The sequence below is a fragment of the Pelagibius sp. genome, from assembly GCF_028281305.1.
Classification (GTDB): domain Bacteria; phylum Pseudomonadota; class Alphaproteobacteria; order Kiloniellales; family Kiloniellaceae; genus Pelagibius.
Genome location: NZ_JANQKD010000015.1, coordinates 82,075 through 107,547 on the forward strand (window position 1 = coordinate 82,075; position 25,473 = coordinate 107,547).

Below are 25,473 nucleotides of genomic sequence, written 5' to 3' on the forward strand. Positions count from 1 at the left end.
GAGCAATCGCCGTGTCCGGTCTTTCCCACCCCACCCCGGTCCTGCGCATCTTCGACGAAGCGAAAGCGCGGGAGTTCTATGTCGATTGGCTGGACTTCGCCGTCGACTGGGAGCATCGCTTCGGCGACGATTTCCCGATCTACCTGCAGGTCTCCCGCGGCGACTGCGTGCTGCATCTTTCGGAGCATCATGGCGATGCGACGCCCGGCAGCCACCTGCGCATCGTCTGCGACGACATCGACGGCTTCGCCGCCGCGCTGCGCGCCAAGGACTACAAATACGGCAAGCCGGGTGCACCGGAGGAAAAGCCCTGGGGCACGCGGGAGATCCTGCTCACCGACCCCTTCGGCAACCGCCTCGCTTTCTCCAGCCCGCCGCAGTAGGGCAATCCGCCTGCACAGTCCGTCGCGCTCGAACCTGTTTCAATGCGATCCGGTTGAGCCTGTTGCCACTTGCCGAAGTGGCGTGCTTTGTAGTGCTCGCGTCAAGGGTTCTGGTGATAGACCGGAAAGCGGAAGTGTAGCGGCGGTCGGCTCGCCGTGGCGACACTGTCACCCCCACCCCAGCCCTCCCCCGTCGAAGGGGGAGGGGGACCTAATTGAAGCCGCATACAAATTCCCCTCCCCCCTTGATGGGGGGAGGTCGGGAGGGGGGTGACATCGTTTCCGCCGGAAGCCGTCTGCCATCAAGGAACGGGCTGCCTTCCACGGCACCGAGCGCAGCCTAAGCGGCCCCATGGATCCCCGTGACGGGCCCGAGGATGACAGCGGGGCTAGGTATCCGGCTCCTCAGCCGCCGCGCAGCTTGGCGATCGCGTTCAGCAGGCCGAGGGTCGAGGCGTCGCGGCCCTCTATGGCGGCCTCGCCTTTGACCATGGGCAGCAGTTCGCCGGCCAGTTGCTTGCCCAGTTCCACGCCCCACTGGTCGAAGGAATTGATGTCCCAGATGCGGCCCTGGACGAAGACCTTGTGTTCGTAGAGGGCAATCAGGCGGCCCAGGGTGCGGGGATCGAGAGTCTTGTAAAGCAGCGTGTTGCTGGGGCGGTTGCCGGGGAAGACCTTGTGGGGCGTGAGCGCCGCAACCGCCTCGGCGGCGAGACCAGCCGCCCTCAGTTCGGCGCCGGCTTCCTCCGCCGTACGGCCGCGCATCATGGCTTCGCTCTGGGCCAGGCAGTTGGCGAGCAGCATGGGGTGATGGACGCCGAAGGTGCCCTCCACCGCCTCCTGCGCCTCGGCCGCCGCCAGGAAGTCGCAGGGGATGATGTCGCTGCCCTGGTGTAGCAGCTGATAGAAGGCGTGCTGTCCGTTGGTGCCGGGCTCGCCCCAGACCACCGGGCCGGTTGCCTGGGCGACCGCCTCCCCGCCCCGGGTCACGCGCTTGCCGTTGGATTCCATGTCGAGCTGCTGCAGGTAGGCGGCAAAGCGTTCCAGGCGCTGGTCGTAGGCCAACACAGCCTGGGCGCCGAAGCCCCAGAGGTTGCGGTACCAGACCCCCAGCAGCGCCATCACCACAGGCAGGTTCTCGGCCAGCGGCGCCCTGCGGAAGTGCTCGTCCATCTCATAAGCGCCCTGCAGAAACTCGGCGAAGCGGGTCGGCCCGATGGCGATCATCACCGGCAGGCCGATGGCCGACCAGACCGAATAGCGCCCGCCGACCCAGTCCCAGAACCCGAAGGCCCGGGCCGGATCGATGCCGAAGGCGGCGACGGCTTCAAGGTTCGTGGAGAGCGCGGCGAAGTGCTGCGCCACGGCCGCTTCGCCGAGATCGGCCACCAGCCAGGCACGCGCCGAGCGGGCGTTGGTCATGGTCTCCTGGGTGGTGAAGGTCTTGGAGGCGACCAGGATCAGGGTACGCCGGGGATCGAGGCCCCGCAGCGTGTCCGCCAGGTGGGCCCCGTCGACGTTGGAGACGAAGTGACAGGTGATGTCCTCGTGGCCGTAGGGCTTGAGCGCCCGGTAGACCATGGCCGGCCCCAGGTCGGAACCGCCGATGCCGATATTGACCACGTCGGTAAAGCGCCCGCCGCCGGCCGGGGCGATGCCGCCGTCGCGAACGCCGTTCGCGAACTCCGCCATGGCGCCCAGCACGGCGCGGACGTCGCCCATCACGTCGCGTCCGTCCACCATCACTGCTCGGTCGCTGCGGTTGCGCAGGGCCGTGTGCAGAACCGCCCGCCCCTCCGTCAGATTGATCTTGTCACCGGCGAACATGGCGTCGCGGGCGGCCTCGATCCCTGCCACTTCCGCCAGTGCCAGCAGTTTCTCCATCGTCGCCGGGACGATGCGGTTCTTGGAATAGTCGAGCAGCAGATCGTCGAGGCGCAGGGAAAAGCGGTCAAAGCGCTCCGGGTCCTCGGCGAAGAGATCGCGCATATGGCGGTCCTTCATCTGCGCCTGATGGCCGCGCAGATCGTCCCAGGCCGCGGCAAGGGCTGCTGTCGTCATGGGGGGATCCTTCTGTTTGGAAGTGTCAGGCCGAGAGGCCGGCAGCGTCGCGCGCCAGGGCTTCGATGGCCGCCCAGTCGCCCGCCGCCACCTTGTCGCCGGGCGCCACCCAGGACCCGCCGACGCAGACCACGTTCGGCAGGGCCAGATAGCTCCCGGCACTGTCCCGCGCGATGCCGCCGGTCGGGCAGAAGCGGATGGCCGACAGCGGCGAAGCCAGGGACTTCAGGTAAGCAACGCCGCCCGCCGGCTCGGCGGGAAAGAACTTCTGAAAGCGATAACCGTGCTCCAGCAGGGCCATGGCTTCGCTGGCCGAGGCCGCGCCCGGCAGCAGAGGGACCTCGCAGTCCGCCGCTGCGGCCAGCAGGCGCGGCGCGGCGCCGGGGGAAACCATGAAGCGGGCACCGGCATCCACCGCCTGGGCCAACTGATCGGCGTTGAGGACGGTCCCCGCACCGACCACCGCGCCTTCGACCTCCTGCGCCACCGCCTTGACCGCATCGACCGCAGCCGGCGTGCGGAAGGTGATCTCGATGGCTTTCAACCCACCGGCCACCAGCGCCCGCGCCAAAGGCACGGCAGAGGCCGCATCGTCGATCACCAGCACCGGCACCACCGGCGCCAGCTTCAGAACCGCCTCGATCCCCCCCTGGTTCCCGGTCATAGGCCCGCTCCAAAAACATGGGCGCCCAGATCGGCCGGGCCCGCGGCCGCGCGGAAAGGCGCAAAGAGTTCCCGGCCCAAGCCGACATGGCTGGCGGAGAGATCCTCGCTCGCCAGCTCGCGCGCGCTCCATTCCTCTGCCGGCACGTCGACCGTCAGGGTCCCGGCCACGGCATCGAGTTTCACGACGTCACCGTCACGCAGCCTTGCGATGGGGCCGCCGGAGGCAGCCTCCGGCGTCACGTGGATCGCCGCCGGCACCTTGCCGGAGGCCCCGGACATGCGCCCGTCTGTCACCAGCGCGACCTTGAAGCCACGGTCCTGCAGGACGCCCAGCGGCGGGGTGAGCTTGTGCAGCTCCGGCATACCGATGGCCTGCGGTCCCTGGAAACGCACCACGGCCACGAAGTCCTTCTCCAGCGCGCCGGCCTTGAAGGCAGCCATGAGGGCGTCCTGGGAATGGAAGATCACTGCCGGTGCCTCGATCACGTGGCGTTCCGGCTTCACCGCGGAGACCTTGATGACGGCCCTTCCAAGATCGCCGTCCAGCACCTTCAGGCCGCCGTTGGGCGAGAAAGCCTTGGCGACCGGCGCCAGGACCGCTTCGTCATGGCTGGCGGTGGCGGCAGGCTGCCAGGTGACGCTGCCGTCGTCGCCGAGCCTGGGCTCCTGGCGGTAGAGATCGAGCCCCTGCCCCCAGACGGTGGTGACATCGCCGTGCAGCAGCCCGGCGTCCAGCAGTTCGGAGATCAGGAAGCCCATCCCGCCCGCGGCGTGGAAGTGATTCACATCGGCCAGGCCGTTGGGGTAGATCCGCGCCATCAGCGGCACGACGTCGGAAAGCTCCGAGAGGTCGTCCCAGGTGAGATCGATGCCCGCCGCAGCCGCCATGGCCACCAGGTGCATGGCGTGATTGGTGGAACCGCCGGTGGCATGCAGACCGACGACGCCGTTCACCACCGCGCGCTCGTCGATCACCTCGCCGGCGGGCGTGTAGGCATTGCCGAGGGCCGTGATGGACAGCGCCCGCTTGGTGGCCTCGGCTGTCAGTGCGTCGCGCAGCGGCGTGTTGGGGTTGACGAAGGAAGCGCCGGGCAGATGGAGCCCCATGATCTCCATCAGCATCTGGTTGGAGTTGGCTGTGCCGTAGAAGGTGCAGGTGCCGGGGCCGTGGTAGGATTTGGACTCCGCTTCCAGCAGCTCGTCGCGGCCGACCTTGCCCTCGGCATAGAGCTGGCGGATACGCGCCTTCTCATCGTTGGGCATGCCGGAGGGCATGGGCCCGGCGGGCACGAAGATCGCCGGCAGATGCCCGAAGGACAGCGCGGCGATCACCAGCCCCGGGACGATCTTGTCGCAGACCCCCAGGAAGACCGCAGCGTCGAACATGTTGTGCGACAGGCCGACGGCGGCGGAGAGTGCGATCACGTCGCGGGAAAACAGCGACAGCTCCATGCCCGGCTGGCCCTGGGTGACGCCGTCGCACATCGCCGGCACGCCGGCGGCCACCTGGGCGACGCCGCCGGCCTCCCGCGCCGCCTCTTTGATCAATTCAGGGAAACGCTCGAAGGGCTGGTGGGCGGAGAGCATGTCGTTGTAGGCGGTGACGATCCCCAGGTTCGGGACGACGTCATCCTTCAGCGCCGCCTTGTCGGACAGGCCGCAGGCGGCAAAGCCGTGGGCCAGGTTGCCGCAGGACAGCGTGGTGCGCCGCGGCCCACCCTCGCCGGCACGGCGGATGCGGTCCAGGTAGGCCGACCGTTTGGGCCTGCTGCGCTTCTGAATGCGCGCGGTCACCGCGGCAACGCGATCGTGCAGGGTCATCGACGCTCTCCTTGTTGTCTCACGAACCGCTCACCGCCGCTTCACCGGCGGCTTCATCAGCGGCTTCAGGGGCACCAGAACACCTCCGGCGCGGCGGCCGGATGGCGCAGCACGGCGCGGACCGGCAGGTCTTCCGCGGGCCCGCTTCCCAGCGCCGTCTCCAGCACCACCGCCTTTTCCGCCCCCTCGATATGAAGATAGACCGCCCGGGCGGCAGCCACCACGGGCAAAGTCAGGGTGATCCGCGGCTCGCCGGCACCTTCGGCCCGCATCGGCAAGACCAGCGCCTTGGTGTCGGGGTCGAGCGCTTCGGCCAGCCGGTCGCCGCCGGGAAAGAAAGAGGCCGTATGCCCGTCGCCGCCCATGCCCAGCACCACGGCATCGAAGGGCAGCGGCAGCGCGGCGATGCGGGCAGCGATGGCGGGCGCGCCGTCCTCCGGCGTGGCGGCTTCGTTCACAAGGCCGATGAAGGCCGCGGCAGCCGCCTTGTTCTGAAGCAAACCGCGGCGCAGAAAACCTTCATTGGAGCGCTCGTGATCCGCCGGCACCCAGCGTTCGTCCACCAGCGTGACCGAGACCCTGGCCCAGTCCAGCTCGGCCCCGGAGAGCGCGGCGAAGAAACGCCCCGGCGTGCGCCCGCCCGAAAGGGCCAGGGACGCGGCCCCACGCGCGTCGATTCCAGATCTCAGCCGCATAGCCACGGCATCGGCCAGAGCGGCGGCCAGGGCCTCCGCATCCGCATAGTCATGGCGCGTGGGGAACGGCTCGGCCACTAGGCTTCCTCGTGCCAGGTGCGCCCGTCGCGCTCGATCAGGGCGACGGAGGCGCTGGGGCCCCAAGTACCCGCGGTATAGGCCTTGGGCTTGTCCCCGGCGGAACGCCAGGCGGCAAGGATGGGATCGACCCAGTGCCAGGCGGCGTCGACCTCGTCGCGGCGCATAAAGAGCGTCGGGTTGCCGCGGATCACATCCATCAACAGGCGCTCGTAGGCATCCGGATTGCGCCCGCCGAAGGCCTGGGCGAAGGACATGTCGAGCGGCACGTGACGCAGGCGCATGCCGCCGGGGCCCGGGTCCTTGATCATCAGCCAGAGCTTCACGCCCTCGTCGGGCTGCAGGCGGATGACCAGGCGGTTGGCCACGATGCCGCCCGCGCCGCCGTCGAAAATCGAATGGGGAATCGGACGAAAGGCGACGACGATCTCCGACACCCGCTCCGCCAACCGCTTCCCGGTACGCAGATAAAATGGCACCCCGGACCAGCGCCAGTTGGCGATCTCGGCCTTTACGGCGACGAAGGTTTCGGTCGCCGAACCCTCGCTGCCGATCTCTTCCGCGTAGGACGGTACGGCCCCGCCGGCGGAGGCGCCGGCGCCGTATTGGCCGCGCACGGTCATGCGGTCGACATTGCCGCCGTCGATGGGCTCCAGCGCCTTCAGCACCTTCAGCTTTTCGTCGCGCACCGCGTCGGCGTCCATGGACATCGGCGGCTCCATGGCGACCAGGCAGAGAAGCTGCAGAATGTGGTTCTGCACCATGTCGCGCAGCGCGCCGGCGGTGTCGTAGTAGCCGCCGCGGCCTTCGACACCGATGCTCTCGGCCACGGTGATCTGTACGTGGTCGATATGGGCGGCATTCCAAAGCGGCTCAAAAAGCGCGTTGGCGAAGCGCAGCGCCATCAGGTTCTGCACCGTCTCCTTGCCCAGGTAGTGGTCGATGCGGAAGATCTGATGTTCGTCGAAGACCGCGCCCACCGCGCCGTTCACCACCTGGGCAGTGTCGAAATTCTTGCCGATGGGTTTTTCGATCACCGCGCGGGTGTTGCCGTGAATCAAACCGGCCTTGCCGATGTTCTGACAGATCGGCCCGAAGAGATCGGGGTTCACCGCCAGGTAGAAGGCCCGCACCAGATCGGAATCGCCGTTCAGGCGCGCCTTGAGGTCGGACCATCCGGCCTCCCCGGTCCCGTCGACCGGGGCATAGGCGACCCGCCCCAGAAAGCGCGCTACCTCGTCTTCCGTGCGGTCTTCCGGGGCAACGAAACGCTCAATGGCCTCCCGGGTCGCCGCCTTGAAGGCCTCGTCGGTCATCTCCCGGCGCGAGACGGCGAGGATGCGGCTCGGGCCGACGATCTGTCCGGCCCGGTCGCGTTGAAAAAGGGCCGGCAGCAATTTGCGGTAAGCCAGGTCGCCGGTGCCGCCGAAGACGATCAGCTCAAAGGGGTCGACGGGGATGGTCTGTGCGGTCAAGGCGCGCTCCCGAGAGGCAGAGAGGCTGAGGATTCCGGTCCTCACCGAGGCATCTGGAGCCGTTGCAGGCGAAACACGGTCGCACAACGCCCAAGCGACTAACTCAACCTAGTTGAGGAATGTGCCGTTCATACCCGATTGGGACCCCGCTTGCCAATGGCCGATTTCCGCGCTGCACAAGAAAACCTGGCCGCAGGGCCGTTGATGCAGCGCGGGTCTGGCCCCATGTCATGCAGCAACAGGCTTTCGCGCGAGCACACAACATAACAGGAGGCAGGCATGCGGCGGATCAAGGCAGCAACGCTTCGGTGGGACGAACTGGCCCTGGTTTCGGCCGGCCTCCTGGCCCTCACGGCAGTAGCGGCGGTCCCAGCTCAGTCCGCCGAGATGACCGAGCAGTCGGAGCAGGCGGACTTCAAGGTCGTCCCGCTGACCGAGGGTCTGGACCATCCCTGGGGCCTCGCCTTCCTGCCCGATGGCGGCATGCTGATCACCGAGCGCAGCGGCGACCTGCGCCTCTTCAAGTACGGCAGGCTGGAATCCGGCCCCGTTGCCGGCGTGCCCGAAGTGGCCGCGCGCGGCCAGGGCGGCCTGCTGGATGTCGCGGTCCACCCGGATTTCGCGGAAAACGGCCTCATCTACCTCTCCTACGCCGGCCCCGGGGAGGGCGGTGCCAGCACCGAAGTCGCGCGCGGGCGGCTCGACGGCATGGCCCTGCAGGATGTCGAGGTGATTTTCCGCGCCACGCCCAAGTCCGGCGGCACCGGCCACTTCGGCTCGCGCCTGGTCTTCGACCGTGACGGCAAGCTGTTCATCAGCCTCGGCGACCGCCGCCAGATCCGGGAATCCCAGAACCTCGAGAATCATATCGGCACCGTCATCCGCCTGAACGACGACGGCAGCGTGCCGGAGGACAACCCCTTCCTCAGCCAGGCGGGTGCGCTCCCGGAGATTTTCTCCTACGGCCACCGCAACGTGCAGGGCATGACCCTGCACCCTGAGAGCGGCGAGATCTGGTCCCATGAGCACGGGCCGCGCGGTGGCGACGAACTGAACCTCGTGAAGGCCGGCGCCAACTACGGCTGGCCGGTGATCACCTACGGCATCGACTACAGCGGCGCCATCATCACCGACAAGACCGAAGCGCCGGGCATGGAGCAGCCGGTCGTCTACTGGGACCCCTCCATCGCCCCCAGCGGCATGGCCTTTTACGACGGCGACAAGTTCCCGCAGTGGCAGGGCGACCTCTTCATCGGCGCCCTGGCGCACCTGCACCTGCGACGCCTGGAAATGGAAGGCGGCCAGGTGGTCGGCCAGGAAAGCCTGCTGACCGGGCTGAACGAGCGCATCCGCGACGTCCGCAACGGTCCGGACGGCTACCTCTATGTCCTGACCGACAGCTCCAACGGACAACTGCTGCGCCTGGAGCCGGCAAGCTGAAGAGCGGTCGACCGTAATCCGGCGACAACGAGGGCGCTGCGCGGACGCCGCAGCGTCCCTTTCCCTCTGCGTCCGTGCACCAAGGCCGCGCTACGCGAAGGCTGCCAGCACCGCGGCCAGGTTTCGGCCGAGCACCGGCGACAGGTAACCGCCCTCCTGCACCAGCACAGTGGGCAGGCCGAGGCCGTCGATGGCGGCGCCGATGCGGGCAAAGCCGTCGGTGGTGATAGCCAGCCCGCCGAAGGGGTCGTCCTCCGACGCATCGAGCCCGAGCGCGACGACAAGGTAGGAGGGGGCGAAACCGTGCAAGGCCTCGGCCGCGACCTCCAACGCGGTCAGGAAACCCTCGTCGCCGGTGCCGAGCGCCAAAGGCAGGTTCAGGTTGGCGCCCTCGCCCTCCCCCGAGCCGCGCTCCCCCGCATAGCCCCAGAAAAAAGGGTAGAACTGCGCCGGGTCGGCATGAACGGAAATGGTCATCACGTCGCCGCGCTGCCAGAAGATGCCCTGCGTGCCGTTGCCGTGATGCAGGTCGACGTCGAGCACCGCCACCCGCTTGCTGTGCCGGCTGAGGTACTGCGCGGCGACGGCCGAGTTGTTGACAAAGCAGAAACCGCCGGCCATGTCGGCATAGGCATGATGACCCGGCGGGCGGCAGAGGGCATAGGCAGCCCGCTCGCCGGACAACACGGCATCGGCCGCGGTCAGGGCGACATCGGCGGCGCTGAGCGCGGCGGCGTAGGTCTCCGGCCCCAGGGGGCAGGCGGTGTCGGCCATGTGCCAGCCGGCCCGTCCGATAATGGAGTCCGGATAGCCGCCGGCCTCATGCCGGTTCGGGTGCACGTTGGAGATGATCTCCGCCGAGGCATCGCCCAAGGCGGCCCAAGCGGCCGGCGCCTCTTCGAGAAAGCGCAGATACTCGGCGGTGTGCACCGCGCGCACCGGATCGAGGCCGAAGCGCCGCGGCGGGCGCAGCTTGTGGCCGGCCTGTTCCAGGCCCTCCCGAAGCTGGTCGGCCCGCGCCGGTACCTCCGTACTGTTGCGCAGCTGGCCGCGCACCAGGAAGAATTGCGGATGATGATCCGCGTGCCGCGGATCGTAAAAAGCCTTCATCGACAGCCCCCCAAAGTCCTCCCCCGGGCGATTCCCCTGATATGATTGCGCCCGGACCGTAGAGACAGTGGTGGGAGCGCTTGGCAAGCGTCAAGCCGAAACCGCCCGGGCAAACGCAAGGGACGCCGCCATGGCAGCATCTTTGGAGATCCGGCCGATCAGCCGGCAGGAGTTCGAAACCGCGGTTTCCTGGGCGCGGGCGGAAGGCTGGAACCCGGGGCTCGCCGACGGCGATTGCTTCTATGCCTGCGATCCCGCGGGCTATCTGATGGCCTTCGAGGACGGCCAGCCCCTCGCCTCCATCTCGGTCGTCGCCTACGGCGAGGCCTTCGGCTTCCTGGGATTCTACATCTGCCGCCCGGAGCGTCGCGGGGAAGGCATCGGCTACCGGCTCTGGCAGGCCGGCCTCGCACGCCTGGGAGAGCGGACCATCGGGCTCGACGGCGTGGTCGACCAGCAGGAGAACTACCGCAAGGAAGGCTTCGTTCTGGAGCATCGCAACGTGCGCTATGGGGGCCGGGTCGACTGCGCAGCCCCGGAAGACCCGCGCCTGCGGACCATCGGGCCCGAAGAGGTCGAGGCCATCATGACCTACGACCAACCCTTCTTCCCGGCACCGCGCGCGGACTTCCTGAGGAACTGGCTTCAGCGCAGTGATGTGCGCTTCGGTTCGGTTCTGGTCGAGGACGGCGCGGTGCGCGGCTACGGCGTGCTGCGCCGTTGCCACGAGGGCTTCAAGGTCGGGCCGCTCTTTGCCGACGACCGGGAACGCGCGGACCTGCTGTTTCGCAGCCTGGCAGCGGAGACCAAGGGAGAACCCGTTTTTCTCGACCCGCCTCAACCCAATGGCGCGGCGGTTCGCCTGGCCGAAAGCTACAGCATGACGCCGGTCTTCGAGACCGCCCGGATGTACCGCGGCCCCGCCCCCAAGCTGCCGCTGGAGCGCACCTTCGGAATCACGACCTTCGAGCTCGGCTGAGGGGGAAGCGGACAACGCGGCCTTCGAGGCGTTTTTCCAGCGCACGGTCCTCCAGCGACGGACTGGCCGCCAGAGCGCGGGCGTAGATCTCCGCCGCCTCGTCCACCCGCCCGAGATCCAGCAGAAGGCGGGCCCGCAGCAGGGCGGCTTCCGGCGTCTCGGTCCCGAAAACCCAGTCGAGCGCGGCCTCGGAACAGCCTTCGTCCAACAGGAATTCGGCCACGAAGACCCGGTCCTCCAGCTTTTCGACCTGTTCGGGGGAAAGCGGCTCCAGGCTGGCGAGGGCCAGCTCGACCTCGCCAAGATCCGCGGCCGCCCGCACCAGGATCAGGCGCAGAGCCGGGTCCTCCGGAGTATCCTGGAGCGCCGTCTGCAAAGCCTTCAGTGTAGCGTGATCCCCGGACATCCTGCCGCCGGCCCCTTCCGGGCCGCCTCGCTAGTGGGATACGGCGTTGACGAGCTGCCCGGGCGTGATGCCGTAGACCCGCTTGAAGTGGCGGGTCAGGGCCGACTGGTCATAGAACCCGGTCATCGCCGCGGTGTCGGCAATGCCGGCGCCCTCCGACAACAGACGCCGGGCTTCCTGCAGGCGCAACTGGGTCAGATAGACATGGGGCGGCAGCCCCATTTCCTTCTTGAAACTGCGCACCAGATGAAAGGCGCTCATCTCCGCCACGACTGCCAACTGTTCCAGCTTCACCGAGTCGCCATAGTTGGCGCGCAGGAACTCCACGACGCGCCCGATCCGGCTGCGCTCGTCGGCGAGCCGCTGCTCCTGCGCAGAGGGACTGCCGTGGCGCCGGTAAAGCGTGGCCATGGCATCGAGCAGGCCGGACTCGCGCTCCAGCACCGAGGCCTCTCCCTCCGAGGCAGCATGGACGCGGCGGAAAGCGGCGAAGAGGTTGCGGTCCTGCAGTTTGTTGGTGAGGAAGGCCGGAAACCTGCCCGGCGCGAGTTCCAGATCCGCGCCGACACGGTCCAGAGCCTGGCGGTTCAGATAGAAGGCCCGGTACCGCCAGCGATCGCTGCGCCCCATACGCCCCGCATGCGGCTCACCCGGATTGAACACCAGCAGCGTTCCCTCCTCCGCCTGATCCGACACGCCACGGCTGTCGAAGACGGCGCCGCCCCGCTCGGTCGCCGCGATGACGAGTTCATCGTGCACATGGGGGGTGAACTCGTGGCTGGTGAAGTCGGCCTGCATCAGCAGCATGCCGGGAACCGCTGCATCGCCCCAGAGGCGGCAACGGTTGGCGTCTGTCCTGCGTGTCCTTGTCCGTGCCATGACTTCCCTACTGTGCCCCTTCGCTAGGCGGAAAGAAAGCCGCCATCAACGCAGAGATTGTGGCCGCAGACGAAGGCCGCCTGCCCGGACGCCAGCCACAGCACCGCCTCGGCCACCTCCTCAGGCCGGCCCAGACGCCCGGCCGGCAGCCCCGCCGCCACCGTCGCCCGGTCGCCGACGCCGGCCGCCAGCATCATCGGCGTCTCGACCCGCCCGGGCGAGACCGCGTTGATGCGGATGCCCTCACCGGCATACTCCATGGCCGCCGAGCGCGTGAGCGAAAGCACCGCCGCCTTGGAGGCACTGTAGAGCGCCAGCCCCGGGTTCGGGTTGCGCAGACCGCTGACCGAGGCGTTGTTGACGATGACGCCGCCGCCCGCGGCCAGCATGATGCGGATTTCCGCCTGCATGGCCAGAAAGACGGCACGCAGGTTAGTGTCGAAAACGGTGTCGTAGGTCTCCGCCGGCTGATCCGCCAGCAGGGCGCGGCGCTCCTGAAAACCAGCATTGTTGAAGGCAATGTCGAGTCCGCCAAGATGGTCGGCAGCCGAGTCCACGAGAGCCGTCACCGCCGCGGCTTCGCTCAGGTCCGCGGCCAGAAAGGTCAGCGCTCCCTCGGCAGCGGCGACGACCTCCGCCCCCCGCGCGGCATCGCGGCCAGAGATCAGCACTGCCGCGCCGGCCCGCGCAAAGGCCAGCGCCGTCGCCCGGCCGATGCCGGAGGTGGCACCGGTGACCAGCACCCGCTTTCCCGAGAATGACCCAGCGGTCATAGATCGGCGAGGCCGAGCTTGACGCGGCGGTTGTGTCGCCCCTTGTTCTCGACCTTCAGGATGCGCAGTGGCCGGGACTCACCGGTCGAAGACAGATGGGTCCCACCACAGGCCTGGCGGTCAAGCCCGGCAATCTCGACGATGCGCACCGTGCCATCCGGCTGGGCGGGGGGTGTCACCGCCTTGGAGCGCAAGGTGCCCGGCTCCTGCGCCGCCTGGGCCATCGGCAGGGAGAAGGTGTTCACCGGCAGGTCCTGGGCGATGATGTCGTTGATGGTCGCCTCCATTTCCCGCAGGCGCTGATTGTCGGCGCCGGGCAGGTCGAGATCGATGCGCGCCGTGCCGCCCCCGCTGACGGGGTCGCCCGTCATGTTTGCGCCGGTGACCAGGGCACCGTCGAAGGCCTGAAACGCCAGGGCGTTGACGATGTGAAGCCCGGTGTGGAGTTGCTGCATCAGAAACCGGAAGTCGGGATCGACCCGCAGTTCCACCGGCCCGCTGATCTCGACCGATTCCGCCAAGAGGTGCCAGAGCCGGCTGCCCTGCTGTTCGACGCCGGTGATGGCCGTCTCTCCGCCCTTCCAGGCGAGCGTTCCGCGGTCGGTCGGCTGCCCGCCGCCACCGGGGTAGAGGGCGGATCGGCTGAGCACGACCGCTCCTGGGCGGCTGTCCACCACCTCGGCCTCATGGGTCAGGAGATCGGGCGCCTCGTGGCAGAGGTAAGCTGCCATATGTTCTTCCTAAGGTGTTGCTGAGCACGACTATGCAGCAGCACACCATGGAGGTCCGCGGCGATCTTGGCGAATCTTGCCGTCCCGATAAATGAGGCCGGCCTGCACAAGGCCTCCATGGTGGAGACCGTTGTCCCAACCATGCTTCGAGACGGGCCCGTCGGCCCTCCTCAGCATGAGGCCTGACCCAATGTCGGACGCTGACCTCATCCTGAGGTGCGCAGCGCAGCGAAGCCCCGAAGGATGCGCCGTGGGCCTCCGGCTGACCGCCCGCCGCTACTCCGCGGCGACGAAGGCCTCGATCTTCTCGACCCTGGCGGCGCAGAACTTGAACTCCGGAATCTTGCCGAAGGGGTCAAGCTGCGGATTGGTCAGCATGTTGGCCGCCGCCTCGTTGAAGCAGAAGGGGATGAAGACCATGCCCTCCGGCACGTCGCGGTCGGCACGCACGGTGAGCGCGATCTCGCCGCGCCGCGTGCTGACCTTCACCGTATCGCCGGCGTTCAGCGCCATGGCCGAAAGCTGGCGCGGGTGCAGGCTGGCCACCGCCTCCGGCTCCAGGCTGTCGAGCACGCTGGCCCGGCGGGTCATGGCGCCGGTGTGCCAGTGCTCCAGCATTCGCCCGGTGGTCAGCACCAGGGGGTAGTCGGCGTCCGGCAGCTCGTCCGGCGGCACCAGCCCCGCCGGCACGATCTTGGCGCGGCCATCGCTGGTCGGGAACCCTTCGGCGAAGAGGATCTCGTTGCCGGGCTTGTCCGGCGCGTCCACCGGATAGGTGACCGCATCCTCGCGCACCAGCCGGTCCCAGGTGATGTTGGCCAGCGACGGCATGACCTCGGTCATCTCGGCGAAGACATCACTCGGGTGCGTGTAGGACCAGTCCAGCCCCAGGCGGGTTGCCAGTTCCTGGATCAGCTCCCAGTCCTGACGCGCTTCGCCCGGCGGCGCTGCGACCGGGCGGGCGACCTGGACCTCACGGTTGGTGTTGGTGAAGCTGCCCCACTTCTCGGCATGGGCCGAGGCCGGCAGGATGACGTCGGCGTGCCAGGCGGTCTCCGTCAGGAAGATGTCCTGCACCACCAGATGCTCCAGCTTGGCGAGGGCCTGGCGGGCATGGGCCTGGTCGGGATCCGACATCGCCGGGTTTTCGCCCATGATGTACATGCCCGTGATCTGATCGGCGATGATGGCATCGACGATTTCCACCACCGTCAGCCCGCGCTTGGGATCGAGCTTTGTGTCCCAGAACGCCTCGTACTCCTTGCGCACCTCCTCCAATTCCACCGACCGATAGTCGGGGTAGACCATGGGGATGAGGCCGGCGTCGGAAGCACCCTGGACGTTGTTCTGGCCACGCAGGGGATGCAGGCCGGTGCCCGGGCGGCCGACATGGCCGGTGATCATGGTAAGCGCGATCAGGCAGCGGGAGTTGTCGGTGCCGTGGACGTGCTGGGAGATGCCCATGCCCCAGAAGATGATGGAGCGCTCGCTGCGGGCGTAGAGCCGCGCCACCTCGCGGATGGTCGCCGCGTCGATGCCGCAGACCTCTGCCATGGCCTCCGGCGAGAAGTCCTGCACCATGGTCTTCAGGTCTTCAAAGCCGCTGGTATGGGCCTGGATGTATTGCTGGTCGGTCAAGCCCTCCTCGATGATGGTGTGGATCATCGCGTTGAGGAGCGCCACGTCCTGTCCGGGCTTGAACTGCAGATGCGTATGGGCGTAGCGGTCGATCTGCTGTTTGCGCGGGTCCATGACGATGATATTGGCACCGCGCCTGGCCGCGTTCTTCAGGAAGGTGGCGGCCACCGGATGGTTCTGCTCCGGCCGCGCCCCGATAATGATCATGCAGTCGCTGTCCTTGGCCGCCGTAAAGGGCGCGGTGACGGCGCCGGAGCCGATGCCCTCCATCAGCGCCGCCACCGAAGAGGCGTGGCAGAGCCGGGTGCAGTGGTCGACGTTGTTGGTATGGAAGGCGGTGCGGATCAGCTTCTGGAAGAGGTAGGCTTCCTCGTTGGAGCCCTTGGCCGAGCCGAAGCCGGCAAGGCCGGACGGGCCCTTCGCCTCATAGACCGTCTTCAAGCCGTCGGCGGCCCGGTCCAGGGCCTCCTCCCAGCTCGCCTCGCGGAAATGAGTCCAGGGGTTCGCCGGATCGACCTGATCGTCCCATTTCTTGGGCACGTCGTCGCGGCGGATCAGCGGCTTGGTCAGGCGGTGCGGGCTGTAGATGTAGTCCCAGCCGAAGCGGCCCTTCACACAGAGCCGGTTCTGGTTGGCCGGCCCGTCGCGCCCGTCGATGTAGAGAATCTTGTCGTCCTTCACGTGGACCTTGGTCTGGCAGCCCACCCCGCAGTAGGGGCAGAGCGTGTCCACCGAGCGGTCCTCGAAGTGGACCCGGGTCCCCTTCTCGTCCAGCAGGCTGGATTCCATCAGCGCGCCGGTGGGGCAGGCCTGAACGCACTCGCCGCAGGCCACACAGGTCGACTCGCCCATGGCGTCGTCGAAGTCGAAGATCACCTTGGAGCCATGGCCGCGGTAGGCCATCCCGATGACGTCGTTGACCTGGACCTCACGGCAGGCGCGCACACAGAGATTACAGTTGATGCAGGCGTCCAGATGCACCGCCATGGCCGGATGGCTGACATCGGGCGCCCAGGTCTCGCGGGCCGGAAAGCGGCTTTCGGTTACGTCCAGGTCGGCGGCCCAGTGCCAGAACTTGCTCTCCGGATCGTGGGAGGTCTCGCGCGCCGGCTGGTCGGCGACCAGCAGCTCGAAGACCATGGCCCGGGCCTTCTCCGCCCGTTCGCTGGCCGAAGTCACCACCATGCCGTCGCGCGGCTCGCGGATGCAGGAGGCTGCGAGGACCCGCTCGCCCTCGATCTCCACCATGCAGGCGCGGCAGTTGCCGTCAGAGCGGTAGCCCGGCTCCGGGCTGTAGCAGAGGTGCGGCAGGCGCGTGCCGGCACGCTCCGCGGCCTGCCAGATGGTCTCCCCGGGAAAGGCCTCGACCTCTCGTCCGTCGAGGGTGAATTGGATGGTCTGGCTCGCTTCCTGCAGGCTCATTTCAGTTCCTCCGGGAAATACTTGAGGACACAGGACAGAGGATTGGGCGCCGCCTGGCCGAGGCCGCAGATGGAGGCATCGCGCATCACCACTGCGAGTTCCTCAAGCAAGGGCACGTCCCAACGCTCCTCGCGCATCAGCTTCACCGCCTTTTCGGTGCCGTTGCGGCAGGGCGTGCACTGACCGCAGGACTCGTCCTCGAAGAAGCGCATGAGGTTCAGCGCTGCTGCTTTCACATCGTCCTTGTCGGAGAGCACGACCACGGCATGGGAACCGACGAAGCAGCCGAATTTGTCCAGCGCCCCGAACTCTAGAGGCGCATCACCCATAGAGGCCGGCAGGATGCCGCCGGACGCACCGCCCGGCAGGTAGGCATGGAAGGCATGCCCCTCCGCCATGCCGTCGCAGAACTCCTCGATCAATTCCTGGACCGAGATCCCGGCGGGCGCCAGCTTCACGCCCGGCGACTTGACTCGGCCGGAAACGGAGTAGGAGCGCAGCCCCTTGCCGCCGTTGCGGCCATGCCCGGCGAACCACTCGGCGCCCTTCTCCACGATGTCCCGCACCCAGTACACGGTCTCGACATTCTGGTTCAGGGTCGGCTTGCCGAAGAGCCCGACCTCGGCGATGTAGGGCGGGCGGTGGCGCGGCAGACCGCGCTTGCCTTCGATGGACTCGATCATCGCCGACTCTTCGCCGCAGATGTAGGCCCCGGCGCCGCGCCGCAGCTCGAGCGGGCAATGCTCGGTGAGACCCGCCGCGTCCAGCTTTGCCATCTCCCGCCGCAGGATCTCCAGCACCGCCGGATACTCGTCGCGCATGTAGATGTAGCAGCGCTCGCAGCCCACCGCCCAGGCGGCGATCAGGGCGCCCTCCAGGAAGCGGTGCGGATCGGTTTCCAGATAGTGCCGGTCCTTGAAGGTGCCGGGCTCGCCCTCGTCGCCGTTGATGGTCATCAGGCGCGGGCCGAGGTAGCCGCGCACGATCTCCCACTTCTTGCCGGTGGGAAAACCGGCGCCGCCGAGGCCGCGCAGACCGGCGTGGGACAGCGCTTCGACCAGCTCTTCCGGCGTCCGCTTGCCCGCCAGGCAGGCGCGCAGGAGGGCGTAGCCGCCTTCCGCGGTATAGCCGTCGTAATCCGTGTAGTCCGGGATGACGGGATGGTGGTCGTCCTGCACCGCCGCCGAGAGGTTCTCCAAGGTCGCGTGATCGATGTGACGGTGGCCGACCTCGGCCACCGGAGCGCAATGGCACCGTCCCATGCAAGGGGCCGGAACGACGCGCACCTGCTCACCCACTTCCTGGGGCAGCGCCTGCAGCAGGTCCTGGGCGCCCATCATCTCGCAGGTGATGGACTCGCAGACCCGGATCGTCAGCGGCGGCGGTGGCGCCTCGCCGTCCAGCACGATGTCGAAGTGGGCATAGAAGGAAGCCACCTCGTAAACGGCCGCCATGGGCAGGTTCATCTCCTCCGCCAAAGCGCGCAGATGACGCGCCGAGAGATGACCGTGGGCGTCCTGGATCAGGTGGAGGTGTTCGATCAGCAGGTCGGCCCGGCGCGGGCGCTCGCCCAGCAACGCCTGAACCTCGGCCAGCGCTTCGATGTCGAGCTGGCGACCTTTGGGCGTCAGGGGGGCTTTGCGCCGGCCCGAGCCCGGGTGTATCTGCCGCTCAAACGGGCGCGGCGTTCCCTCTGGCATCGATCTGCCTCCGAACCAATAAATAAGCCGCCGTTGCCCTGGGCTCGGCGACCCTTGTTTTAGGTGGCTTCGTGCTCCCCGACGGCCGGGAGGGCAGCCAAGGACCAGAATAGATCGGATTCCAGCGTTTTCTAAACGGAATCAACCTGCTTAGAGCGGCTAAAAGTTGACCAGAACCGACCTTTTCCGCGACGAAACTGCGGAGAAGCGACGCGCAACCGCGCGACTGTTCGAACCAGAGCTGATGGCGCTCTCCTGGCCGCGCCATCAGGCCGCCTTCAGGGCCTGGCGGACCGTCTGTCCGATCTCCGCGACGGACTCGGCCACAGTCACACCGGCGCCGCGCAGGGACTCGATCTTCTCCGCCGCGCCGCCCTGGCCGAAGACGTTCACCGTCCCCGCATGACCCATGCGCCGCTCGGTCGGTGCGGCGAGGCCGGCCACGTAGGCCACAACCGGCTTGGGCACCCGCTGGGAGCGGAGAAAGGCCGCCGCCTCCTCTTCTTCGCTGCCGCCGATCTCTCCCAGCAGAACGACACAATCGGTGTCCGGGTCGCGGAAGAAGAGCTCCAGGCAGTCGACGAAGCCCAGGCCATGGACGGGATCGCCGCCGATGCCGACGGAAGTCGACTGGCCGAGACGCTGGGCCGAGACCTGCTCCACCACTTCCGAGGTGAGCGAGGCGGAACGCGAGACGATGCCCACCCGCCCGGGCCGTTCCAGATGCGCCGGCATGACGCCGATCTTACAGCGCCCCGGATTGAGGATGCCCTGCGAGTTGGGGCCGATGAGCCGGCTGGCGGAGCCTTCGAGACGGCGCTTCACCCGCACCATGTCGAGCACCGGAATACGCTCGGTCACGCAGACGATCAGCGGCAGTTCGGCATCGATGGCCTCAATGATCGCCTCGGCGGCCGAGGCCGGCGGCACAAAGACCGCAGAGGCAGTGGCGCCGGTGGCCGCGACCGCATCGGCCACGCGGTCGAAGACCGGCAGACCGAGGTGGCGGCTGCCCCCCTTGCCGGGCACAACGCCGCCCACCACCTGGGTCCCGTAGGCGATCGCCCGTTCCATGTGGTAGCTGGCCTGACGGCCGGTGAAGCCCTGGCAAATGACCTTGGTGGCGCTGTCGACGAGAATGGCCATCACGCCGCCTCCCGGCCCGCGGCCTCAACGGCCGAAGCCACCGCTGCACCGATGGAACTCGCCGGCGTGAAGGCAACGCCCTGGGCCATCAGAGTCTTGCGGGCCAGTTCGCCGTTGGTCCCAGCGGCCCTGACGATGAGCGGCACACGCAGCCCCTCCGACCTGCAGGCCGCGGCAATTCCCTCCGCCACCGTGTCACAGCGCAGAATGCCGCCGCCGTAAACGTTCACCAGGATGGCGTCGATGTCCTGGTTGCGCAGCAGCAGACGGAAGCCTTCGGCCACCTGGTCGCGGCTGGCCTCCGGCCGGATGTCCATGAAGTCTGCCGGCGCGCCGCCCCGCTGTTTCAGCAGGTCCAGGGTCGCCAGCGCCAGGCCGGCGCCGTTCACCATGACGCCGATGTTGCCGTCGAGGTGGACGTAGTTCAGGGCGAAACGCTGGGCTTCCAGCTCCGTCGGATCCAGTTCCTCAACGTCGCGCAGGGCCGCCAGATCCTTGTGGCGGAAGAGTGCGTTGTCGTCGAGGACCATCTTGACATCGAGCGCGGTCAGGCTGCCTTCGTGAGTCAGTGCCAGCGGGTTGATCTCGATAAGGCTGGCATCCAGTTCCAGAAACGCCTTGTAGAGGGCCGCCATGATCTCCACCGCCTGGGATGCGGCCCGGCCTTCAAGGCCCAGATCCGCGGCCAGGCCGGCAGCGGCCTGCAGGTCGAAACCGTGATCGCCGTCGACCGCCAGGTGCCGCAGCGACCCCGGCTCCGCCTGGGCGCGCTGTTCGATGTCGCTGCCGCCTGTGCGCGAGGCCAGAAAGGCCACCCGCCCCTGGCTGCGGTCGATGAGGATCGCGAGGTAGAGTTCGCGCGCGGCGCCCACCGCCTGCTCGATGTAGACCGAGCGCACCAGCTTGCCGCTTGGGCCGGTCTGCGGCGTTACCAGACGCTTGCCGAGGAGCTCACTCGCCGCAGTCGCTGCGGCCTCTGTACCGGACACCAGGCGAACGCCGCCGGCATCGTGCCGGAGCCCGGCATGGATCTGGGCCTTGACCGCCCAACTCGACCCGCCGAGCGACTTGGCCGCCGCCGCCGCGGCGTCGGCCCGGGAGACCAGACTGCCGGCCGGGCTTGGAACGCCGTAGCGCCCAAGGATCTCTTTTGCCTGATGTTCGTGAAGGTTCATGGTCCGCCCGCCCTATCCGATTTATCTTTGGATAATAACGCTGTAAGCAAAGTCTCTTAGCTTACGCGCCAAGCATCTCATTTTCTGGCATATGGTATACCAGAAGCCCGGCAACGGCAATCCCTTTCTCCCCCGCCCGCCTTTGCTTGACGGGCCTTCGGGAACCGTTCAGCCGAGCCAGCCGCCCTCAGGTTCCAGCTGCCTGGGGCCGTTTGGACAAAATGCGGCGAATGATCGGCACCATCACCAGCGCGAAGGCGCAGAAGAAGATGGTCGCCGACAAGGGACGTTCCAGGAAGGTCATCGGATCGCCCTGCGACGACAGCAGCGACTGACGCAGCGACCGCTCGGCAAGGCCGCCCAGGACGATGGCCAGCACGGCCGGCGCCACCGGGTAGTCCAGCTTGCGCAGGATGTAACCGCAGACCCCGAAGAGCACCATCAGCCAGACGTCGTGCAGCGACGAATTCGGCGAGTAGCCGCCGACCAGGCAGAGCACGAAGATAATCGGCGCCAGAATGGTGAAAGGCATGACCAGAACCCGCACAAAGAGCGGGATGAACGCAATGTTGATGATCACCGTGAAGAGATTGGCCATGTACATCGAGCCGATCAGCCCCCAGACGAAGTCCGGATGCTCCACGAACAGCAGCGGGCCGGGCCGCAGCCCCCAGATGATCATGCCGCCCAGAAGGATCGCGGTGGTGGGCGAACCGGGGATGCCGAGGGTCAGCATCGGCAGCATGGACCCGGTGGAAGCGGCGTTGTTGGCCGACTCGGGTGCTGCCACACCGACCACATTGCCCTTGCCGAACGACTCCGGGTCTTTCGAGAAGGTCTTGGACAAGCCATAGGCCATCAGCGAAGCCGGTGTGGCGCCGGCTGCGGGCAGGATGCCGACGAAGTAGCCGAGCACGCCGCTGAACACCGTCTGCGTGAGGTAGTTTTTGACCTTCTTCATGTTCTCGACGACGGAACGGAAGGACGACTTCACATAGTGCACCTGCATCTTTCCGCCGGACTGTTCCATGGTCCAGAGGATCTCGCCGATGCCGTAGATACCGATCGCCAGCACCAGGAAGCTGACGCCGCGCAGGAAACCGTCGATGTCGAAGAACACCAGACGCGGATTGCCCGAAATGATGTCGTAGCCGACCGCCGCCAGCACCAGCCCGATGAAGATCGAGAACATGGTCTTCGGAATGTCGTCGCCGCCCAGACCGATGAAGGTGGCGAAGGCCAGCACCATGAGGGCGAACTCTTCCTGGGGCCCGAAGGACAGTGCGAAATTGGCCAGCGGCGGTGCCGCGATGGTGAACAGCACGGCGGCGATCGTGCCGCCGATGAAGGACGCGAGGGCGGCAGCCATCAGCGCCTGATCGCCACGGCCCGTCATGGCCAGTGGCCGGCCGTCGAAGACGGTGGCGACAGCGGTCGAGGCCCCTGGTATCCCCAGCGTGATCGACGAAACGGCACCGCCGTACATGGCCCCGTAGTAGATCGCCGCCAGGAAGATGATCGCCGCGTTCGGCGGCACGAGGAACGTGATCGGCAGCAGGATCGCAACGCCGTTGACCGACCCGAGGCCGGGCATCGCGCCGACGAACAGCCCGATGATGCAGCCGATCACCATCATCATGAGGTTGACCGGTTGAATGGCTTCGAGCAGCCCGCCAAGGAGAGGATCGATGATGGTTTCCATGTCCGTCTACCGCCTGCTTTGCCTGTTGCCTGGTTTCACGCCGCGGCCCCGGACGGGCCACGTCCCGGCGTGCCGTATGGTTTTCGGGATCAGTAGATGAGATCGTAGATCGGATAGAACGCCGGCTCAGTGATGCCCTTGGGCAGCGGTGTCGTCAGTGCCCATTCGAACAGCAGGAACATCGCCACCGGTGCCGCCACCGCCAGGGCGAGCGTGACGAACCAGGAATGCCGGCCAAGGAATCGCACGAAGGCGATCATGAACAGGAAGACCGCGGCGTACATGCCGATGAGATGGGTGCCGGCCAGCAGCAGCAGCAACCCGACCACCACCGGACCGACGATGGCCAGGGTGTCGGCGCTCATGAAGATCTCTTTGGAGCGAGACTGCGGCGTCACGCGGCGGAACCAGCGCAGGATGGTCCACAGCGAAGTGACCAGCATGCCGACGGACAGCCAGAAGGGCCAGGCGCCACCGCCCGGTCCCGCCCCCGCGACCCAGCCGATGTTGAGCTCTGTGCTCTTCCACATCAGACCGAGGGACAAGAGCGCGAGGATCACCGCAACCAACAACTCGGCAGTACGGACCGTCATACCGGCGCCTCCCTGACAACGCGCAGCTTCAGCGGATGAATCTATGCTTTTTTATGATTCCGGAGTCGGCCAGGCGGCCGTGACCAAGGCGGCGGGGTTAGGGGGGCGCTCCGAACGTCACCCCCCTGCCCCATAACGGTTACTCGCCGGTGATCGCTTCAGCACCGACCTTTTCGATCAGAGCCTGGTGACGCGCCAGTTGCTGATCGTGGAAGGCGGCCAGATCGGCGCCGGCAACCCAGCTCTCGCACATCAGGCCTTCTTCCTTGCAGTAGCTCTGCCACTGCTCGGAATTGAAGACTTTCTCGAACAGGCTGATGTACCACTCCTGGGCTTCGCTCGACATGCCCGGAGGCGCGTTGAAGGAGCGCTGCATGAAGTAGACGATGTCATGCCCCAGCTCCTTGCTGGTCGGCACGTCCGGGAAAGCCCCCAGCCGCTCGTCGGTAAACTGGACCAAAGGACGGCTCTGGCCGGCACGGTAGAACTGCATCTGCTCCGATGGATTGTTCACCGTCGAGGCAATGTGCTTGCCGATCAGGTTCTTGGCAACAGTGCCCCCGCCCGGGAAGGGAATGTAGGTGATGTTGTCGATGCCGAACTCGGCCTGGAGCATGGCGAAGAGGATGGAGTCCTCCTGCCCCTTGCCGGTGCCGCCGACGTTCCAGTTGTCCGCCGCCTTGACCGTTTGGACCCAGTTGTCCAGCGAATCGATACCGCTGTCCGAGGTGACCCAAAGCTGGAACGTATCCAGCGCCATAAGACCGATCGGCGTGAACTTGGTCACGTCGACGCCCAGGCCCTGGTTGATGATCGGTGTGGTGTAGTAGCTGTTGAGCGTCACCAAGACGGTGTGATCGTCGCCGGCCTTGTCCTGCAGGTAGCGCAGAGCCTCGGCGCCCGAGCCACCCGGCTTGTTGATCGGGATGAAAGGTCTCGGGGACAGGTCGTTCTGGTCGATGATGCCCTGGATCAGCCGCGCCAGCTGGTCGGCACCGCCACCGGTGCCTGCCATGATGATCATCTCGACGGGCTTCCTGGGCTCCCACGCCTGGGCTTCGGAGATCGTTGCACCTGACACTGCGACGCCCATTGTCAAAGCCAGCACGCCGCCAGCTAGAATTCCTCTGGTAACTCTCATGTTTGATTACCTCCCGGTATTCTTGTCGGACAGGCCGCCAGGGTATTCCCCATTAGGTTGAAAACCCAGCAATAAATGTCGTTGAGCCTTATCCTTTTTTTAATCTTCACAAATCACCGCTCTTGCAGCGCAAACACATGGTGTGTGGTATACAAAATACCGCGGGTTAGGCGTCAGGTCCACTGTTCTCATCGCTGCAATAAAGTTTCAGTGGAATTGCTGCAGCGCAATATTGACGAATGCGTCAGCAATCGCTGTGCAAAGTCTCTTCTTTTCAAAACATTACCAATAGATGTCTTGTTCATTGCTTCACCTCCTAATTTCGACTACCCGGCCTTCCTCGAATGACTTTCCCAAGCAAAGCGGGATGCTAGGCCCTTTGGGAGATCGGCATCAAGCGTGACGCTGCCGGCCAGCGGGATGCCGCCGAAGCCCTGCCAAAACTATACTGCTGGTTGATAAGACTGCGCCGGCTCTTACAACTTAAAGGTGAAGCACAGCACAGCGATGGGCGTAAGCGGATGCTGCGAAAGCCCGGTCAATGCATAAACAGAATGGGCAGATCTGTGTGGTCGACAACGTACTGGGTCACCCCGCCGAGGATCAACTCGCGCTGCCGGCTCTGTCCATAGGCGCCCATCAGCAGGCAGTCGCAGCCAAGTCGGCGCGCCGAATCGAGCAGCGTCTGGGCAACCGCCGCGGACTTGGCGGTGAACCGCTCGCAAGCGGACGTCACGCCGTGCGTGTCGAGATAGATCTTTGCTTCCTCGACCGCGACCGGAAGCTTCGAGTCTTCGGGCGCCAGCAAGGTGACCGCCTCGGCCTCTCTCAGAATCGGCAGGGCCGTGGTCATCGCACGTGCCGCCTCCCCGCTGCCGTTCCAGGCAATGGCCACCCGCGCGCCCAGGGATTCGACGGGACGCGGGGGGCACATGAGGACCAGCTTGCCGGATTCGAGCAGCGCCGCCTGCAGGGTGTTGAGCCCGAGATTCCGGTCCCGGTCCGGCTGGGCGACCGCGATGAGGTCGGCCAACCGGCCGCGCCGGCCGATGATGTTCGCCTGCTTGCCGGTCGCCTCGCGCCAGGTGGCCGAGACGCGGTCCGCCGGCCAGGGAAAGCCATCGACTTCCGCAATGTCCCGCCTGGAGCAGTAGTCGTCGAACAGCTTACGGATCTGGCCTTCCTCCTCATCCGCCAGGGCCGTGGCCGACGTCGTGATGGTCTTCATCAGGCTGGCTGGAATCGGTACGCCGTAGGGGATCATGTCTTGTGGCTTGGGGCGGCAGTGCAGCACTTCCAGATGAGCGACATGACGCTTGGCCAAAGCCCAGGCATGATCCAGTACTCCCTCGCCCAGGCCATCGCCACGCACCGGCACCAGGATTGTTCGGACAGTCATTTCGCACCTCTCCCTGCCAGCAGGTCCCGGGGGCTCACACATCCGCCGAGACATTTAACA

At 66.8% G+C, this 25,473-nt stretch carries 22 protein-coding genes; 4 read left to right on the plus strand and 18 right to left on the minus strand.

The window, feature by feature from the left end:
• Positions 1 to 11 precede the first annotated feature (11 nt).
• The gene (locus Q0982_RS03655; protein ID WP_299391811.1) at positions 12 to 383 is read left to right on the plus strand and encodes a glyoxalase superfamily protein; all 372 of its coding nucleotides are present in this window, start codon (positions 12 to 14) and stop codon (positions 381 to 383) included.
• A gap of 405 nt (positions 384 to 788) precedes the next feature.
• Here Q0982_RS03655 and pgi read toward each other — a convergent pair whose 3' ends face one another.
• The 5 genes from pgi to zwf form a co-directional block, all read right to left on the minus strand.
• Positions 789 to 2,444 carry a glucose-6-phosphate isomerase gene (pgi, locus tag Q0982_RS03660; protein WP_299391813.1) on the minus strand — a complete coding sequence of 552 codons (1,656 nt, stop codon included), beginning with the start codon at positions 2,442 to 2,444 and terminating at the stop codon, positions 789 to 791.
• 25 nt (positions 2,445 to 2,469) lie between these two features.
• Entirely contained in the window at positions 2,470 to 3,108 is a 639-nt protein-coding gene (gene eda, locus Q0982_RS03665; RefSeq protein ID WP_299391815.1) for a bifunctional 4-hydroxy-2-oxoglutarate aldolase/2-dehydro-3-deoxy-phosphogluconate aldolase, read from the minus strand.
• Positions 3,105 to 4,931: a phosphogluconate dehydratase gene (gene edd / locus Q0982_RS03670; RefSeq protein WP_299391817.1), complete on the minus strand. Its 1,827-nt coding sequence runs from the start codon at positions 4,929 to 4,931 to the stop codon at positions 3,105 to 3,107. The genes eda and edd overlap by 4 nt, the downstream gene beginning before the upstream one ends.
• A gap of 65 nt (positions 4,932 to 4,996) precedes the next feature.
• Entirely contained in the window at positions 4,997 to 5,704 is a 708-nt protein-coding gene (gene pgl / locus Q0982_RS03675) for a 6-phosphogluconolactonase (RefSeq protein WP_299391819.1), read from the minus strand.
• Positions 5,704 to 7,179 carry a glucose-6-phosphate dehydrogenase gene (zwf, locus tag Q0982_RS03680; protein ID WP_299391822.1) on the minus strand — a complete coding sequence of 492 codons (1,476 nt, stop codon included), beginning with the start codon at positions 7,177 to 7,179 and terminating at the stop codon, positions 5,704 to 5,706. The genes pgl and zwf overlap by 1 nt, the downstream gene beginning before the upstream one ends.
• 279 nt (positions 7,180 to 7,458) lie before the next feature.
• Here zwf and Q0982_RS03685 point away from each other — a divergent pair, with 279 nt between their 5' ends.
• The gene (locus tag Q0982_RS03685) at positions 7,459 to 8,619 is read left to right on the plus strand and encodes a PQQ-dependent sugar dehydrogenase (protein ID WP_299391825.1); all 1,161 of its coding nucleotides are present in this window, start codon (positions 7,459 to 7,461) and stop codon (positions 8,617 to 8,619) included.
• Positions 8,620 to 8,709: 90 nt separating this feature from the next.
• Here Q0982_RS03685 and Q0982_RS03690 read toward each other — a convergent pair whose 3' ends face one another.
• Complete coding sequence (locus Q0982_RS03690; protein WP_299391826.1) at positions 8,710 to 9,729, minus strand: histone deacetylase family protein; 1,020 nt, start codon at positions 9,727 to 9,729, stop codon at positions 8,710 to 8,712.
• Positions 9,730 to 9,859: 130 nt separating this feature from the next.
• On the opposite strand from Q0982_RS03690, the gene Q0982_RS03695 reads away from it, so the two are divergent.
• Positions 9,860 to 10,708, plus strand: a complete 849-nt coding sequence (locus Q0982_RS03695; RefSeq protein WP_299391828.1) for a GNAT family N-acetyltransferase — start codon at positions 9,860 to 9,862, stop codon at positions 10,706 to 10,708.
• On the opposite strand, the gene Q0982_RS03700 is transcribed toward Q0982_RS03695, so the two are convergent.
• The 11 genes from Q0982_RS03700 to Q0982_RS03750 form a co-directional block, all read right to left on the minus strand.
• Entirely contained in the window at positions 10,686 to 11,114 is a 429-nt protein-coding gene (locus Q0982_RS03700) for a tetratricopeptide repeat protein (RefSeq protein WP_299391829.1), read from the minus strand. The genes Q0982_RS03695 and Q0982_RS03700 overlap by 23 nt on opposite strands.
• Positions 11,115 to 11,144: 30 nt before the next feature.
• Positions 11,145 to 11,993, minus strand: coding sequence for an AraC family transcriptional regulator (locus Q0982_RS03705; RefSeq protein WP_299391832.1), 849 nt, complete (start codon positions 11,991 to 11,993; stop codon positions 11,145 to 11,147).
• A gap of 23 nt (positions 11,994 to 12,016) precedes the next feature.
• Positions 12,017 to 12,766: an SDR family NAD(P)-dependent oxidoreductase gene (locus tag Q0982_RS03710; RefSeq protein WP_299391833.1), complete on the minus strand. Its 750-nt coding sequence runs from the start codon at positions 12,764 to 12,766 to the stop codon at positions 12,017 to 12,019.
• Complete coding sequence (locus tag Q0982_RS03715; RefSeq protein WP_299391836.1) at positions 12,763 to 13,497, minus strand: alanyl-tRNA editing protein; 735 nt, start codon at positions 13,495 to 13,497, stop codon at positions 12,763 to 12,765. The genes Q0982_RS03710 and Q0982_RS03715 overlap by 4 nt, the downstream gene beginning before the upstream one ends.
• 276 nt (positions 13,498 to 13,773) lie before the next feature.
• On the minus strand, positions 13,774 to 16,557 hold the full coding sequence (gene fdhF, locus Q0982_RS03720; protein ID WP_299391838.1) for a formate dehydrogenase subunit alpha: 2,784 nt from the start codon (positions 16,555 to 16,557) through the stop codon (positions 13,774 to 13,776).
• Positions 16,554 to 18,257, minus strand: coding sequence for an NAD(P)H-dependent oxidoreductase subunit E (locus Q0982_RS03725; protein WP_299391841.1), 1,704 nt, complete (start codon positions 18,255 to 18,257; stop codon positions 16,554 to 16,556). The genes fdhF and Q0982_RS03725 overlap by 4 nt, the downstream gene beginning before the upstream one ends.
• 267 nt (positions 18,258 to 18,524) lie before the next feature.
• A complete protein-coding gene (gene sucD / locus Q0982_RS03730) occupies positions 18,525 to 19,403 on the minus strand; it encodes a succinate--CoA ligase subunit alpha (RefSeq protein WP_299391843.1) in 879 nt (292 codons plus the stop codon).
• On the minus strand, positions 19,403 to 20,578 hold the full coding sequence (gene sucC / locus Q0982_RS03735) for an ADP-forming succinate--CoA ligase subunit beta (protein ID WP_299391846.1): 1,176 nt from the start codon (positions 20,576 to 20,578) through the stop codon (positions 19,403 to 19,405). Before sucC ends, sucD begins: the two co-directional genes overlap by 1 nt.
• A 187-nt stretch (positions 20,579 to 20,765) precedes the next feature.
• Entirely contained in the window at positions 20,766 to 22,280 is a 1,515-nt protein-coding gene (locus Q0982_RS03740; protein ID WP_299391847.1) for a tripartite tricarboxylate transporter permease, read from the minus strand.
• A gap of 89 nt (positions 22,281 to 22,369) precedes the next feature.
• Positions 22,370 to 22,873 carry a tripartite tricarboxylate transporter TctB family protein gene (locus Q0982_RS03745; RefSeq protein WP_299391850.1) on the minus strand — a complete coding sequence of 168 codons (504 nt, stop codon included), beginning with the start codon at positions 22,871 to 22,873 and terminating at the stop codon, positions 22,370 to 22,372.
• 139 nt (positions 22,874 to 23,012) lie between these two features.
• Positions 23,013 to 23,897: a tripartite tricarboxylate transporter substrate binding protein gene (locus Q0982_RS03750; protein ID WP_299391852.1), complete on the minus strand. Its 885-nt coding sequence runs from the start codon at positions 23,895 to 23,897 to the stop codon at positions 23,013 to 23,015.
• A gap of 259 nt (positions 23,898 to 24,156) precedes the next feature.
• Here Q0982_RS03750 and Q0982_RS23835 point away from each other — a divergent pair, with 259 nt between their 5' ends.
• Complete coding sequence (locus Q0982_RS23835; RefSeq protein WP_367575444.1) at positions 24,157 to 24,306, plus strand: hypothetical protein; 150 nt, start codon at positions 24,157 to 24,159, stop codon at positions 24,304 to 24,306.
• Between the two features lie 246 nt (positions 24,307 to 24,552).
• Here the strand turns inward: Q0982_RS23835 and Q0982_RS03755 are convergent, their stop codons facing one another.
• A complete protein-coding gene (locus Q0982_RS03755; protein ID WP_299391855.1) occupies positions 24,553 to 25,413 on the minus strand; it encodes a universal stress protein in 861 nt (286 codons plus the stop codon).
• Positions 25,414 to 25,473: the final 60 nt, after the last annotated feature.

Bases quoted from the DNA above. Each gene is read 5' to 3' on its own strand.
- Q0982_RS03685 (WP_299391825.1), top strand. From the start codon at position 7,459: ATGCGGCGGATCAAGGCAGCAACGCTTCGGTGGGACGAACTGGCCCTG.
- eda (WP_299391815.1), bottom strand. From the start codon at position 3,108: ATGACCGGGAACCAGGGGGGGATCGAGGCGGTTCTGAAGCTGGCGCCG.
- edd (WP_299391817.1), bottom strand. From the start codon at position 4,931: ATGACCCTGCACGATCGCGTTGCCGCGGTGACCGCGCGCATTCAGAAG.
- Q0982_RS03710 (WP_299391833.1), bottom strand. From the start codon at position 12,766: ATGACCGCTGGGTCATTCTCGGGAAAGCGGGTGCTGGTCACCGGTGCC.
- sucC (WP_299391846.1), bottom strand. From the start codon at position 20,578: ATGAACCTTCACGAACATCAGGCAAAAGAGATCCTTGGGCGCTACGGC.
- Q0982_RS03750 (WP_299391852.1), bottom strand. From the start codon at position 23,897: ATGATCATCATGGCAGGCACCGGTGGCGGTGCCGACCAGCTGGCGCGG.
- Q0982_RS03725 (WP_299391841.1), bottom strand. From the start codon at position 18,257: ATGCCAGAGGGAACGCCGCGCCCGTTTGAGCGGCAGATACACCCGGGC.
- Q0982_RS03745 (WP_299391850.1), bottom strand. From the start codon at position 22,873: ATGACGGTCCGTACTGCCGAGTTGTTGGTTGCGGTGATCCTCGCGCTC.
- Q0982_RS03755 (WP_299391855.1), bottom strand. From the start codon at position 25,413: ATGACTGTCCGAACAATCCTGGTGCCGGTGCGTGGCGATGGCCTGGGC.
- Q0982_RS03695 (WP_299391828.1), top strand. From the start codon at position 9,860: ATGGCAGCATCTTTGGAGATCCGGCCGATCAGCCGGCAGGAGTTCGAA.
- sucD (WP_299391843.1), bottom strand. From the start codon at position 19,403: ATGGCCATTCTCGTCGACAGCGCCACCAAGGTCATTTGCCAGGGCTTC.
- Q0982_RS03740 (WP_299391847.1), bottom strand. From the start codon at position 22,280: ATGGAAACCATCATCGATCCTCTCCTTGGCGGGCTGCTCGAAGCCATT.
- Q0982_RS03690 (WP_299391826.1), bottom strand. From the start codon at position 9,729: ATGAAGGCTTTTTACGATCCGCGGCACGCGGATCATCATCCGCAATTC.
- Q0982_RS03715 (WP_299391836.1), bottom strand. From the start codon at position 13,497: ATGGCAGCTTACCTCTGCCACGAGGCGCCCGATCTCCTGACCCATGAG.
- Q0982_RS03705 (WP_299391832.1), bottom strand. From the start codon at position 11,993: ATGGCACGGACAAGGACACGCAGGACAGACGCCAACCGTTGCCGCCTC.
- pgi (WP_299391813.1), bottom strand. From the start codon at position 2,444: ATGACGACAGCAGCCCTTGCCGCGGCCTGGGACGATCTGCGCGGCCAT.
- fdhF (WP_299391838.1), bottom strand. From the start codon at position 16,557: ATGAGCCTGCAGGAAGCGAGCCAGACCATCCAATTCACCCTCGACGGA.
- Q0982_RS03700 (WP_299391829.1), bottom strand. From the start codon at position 11,114: ATGTCCGGGGATCACGCTACACTGAAGGCTTTGCAGACGGCGCTCCAG.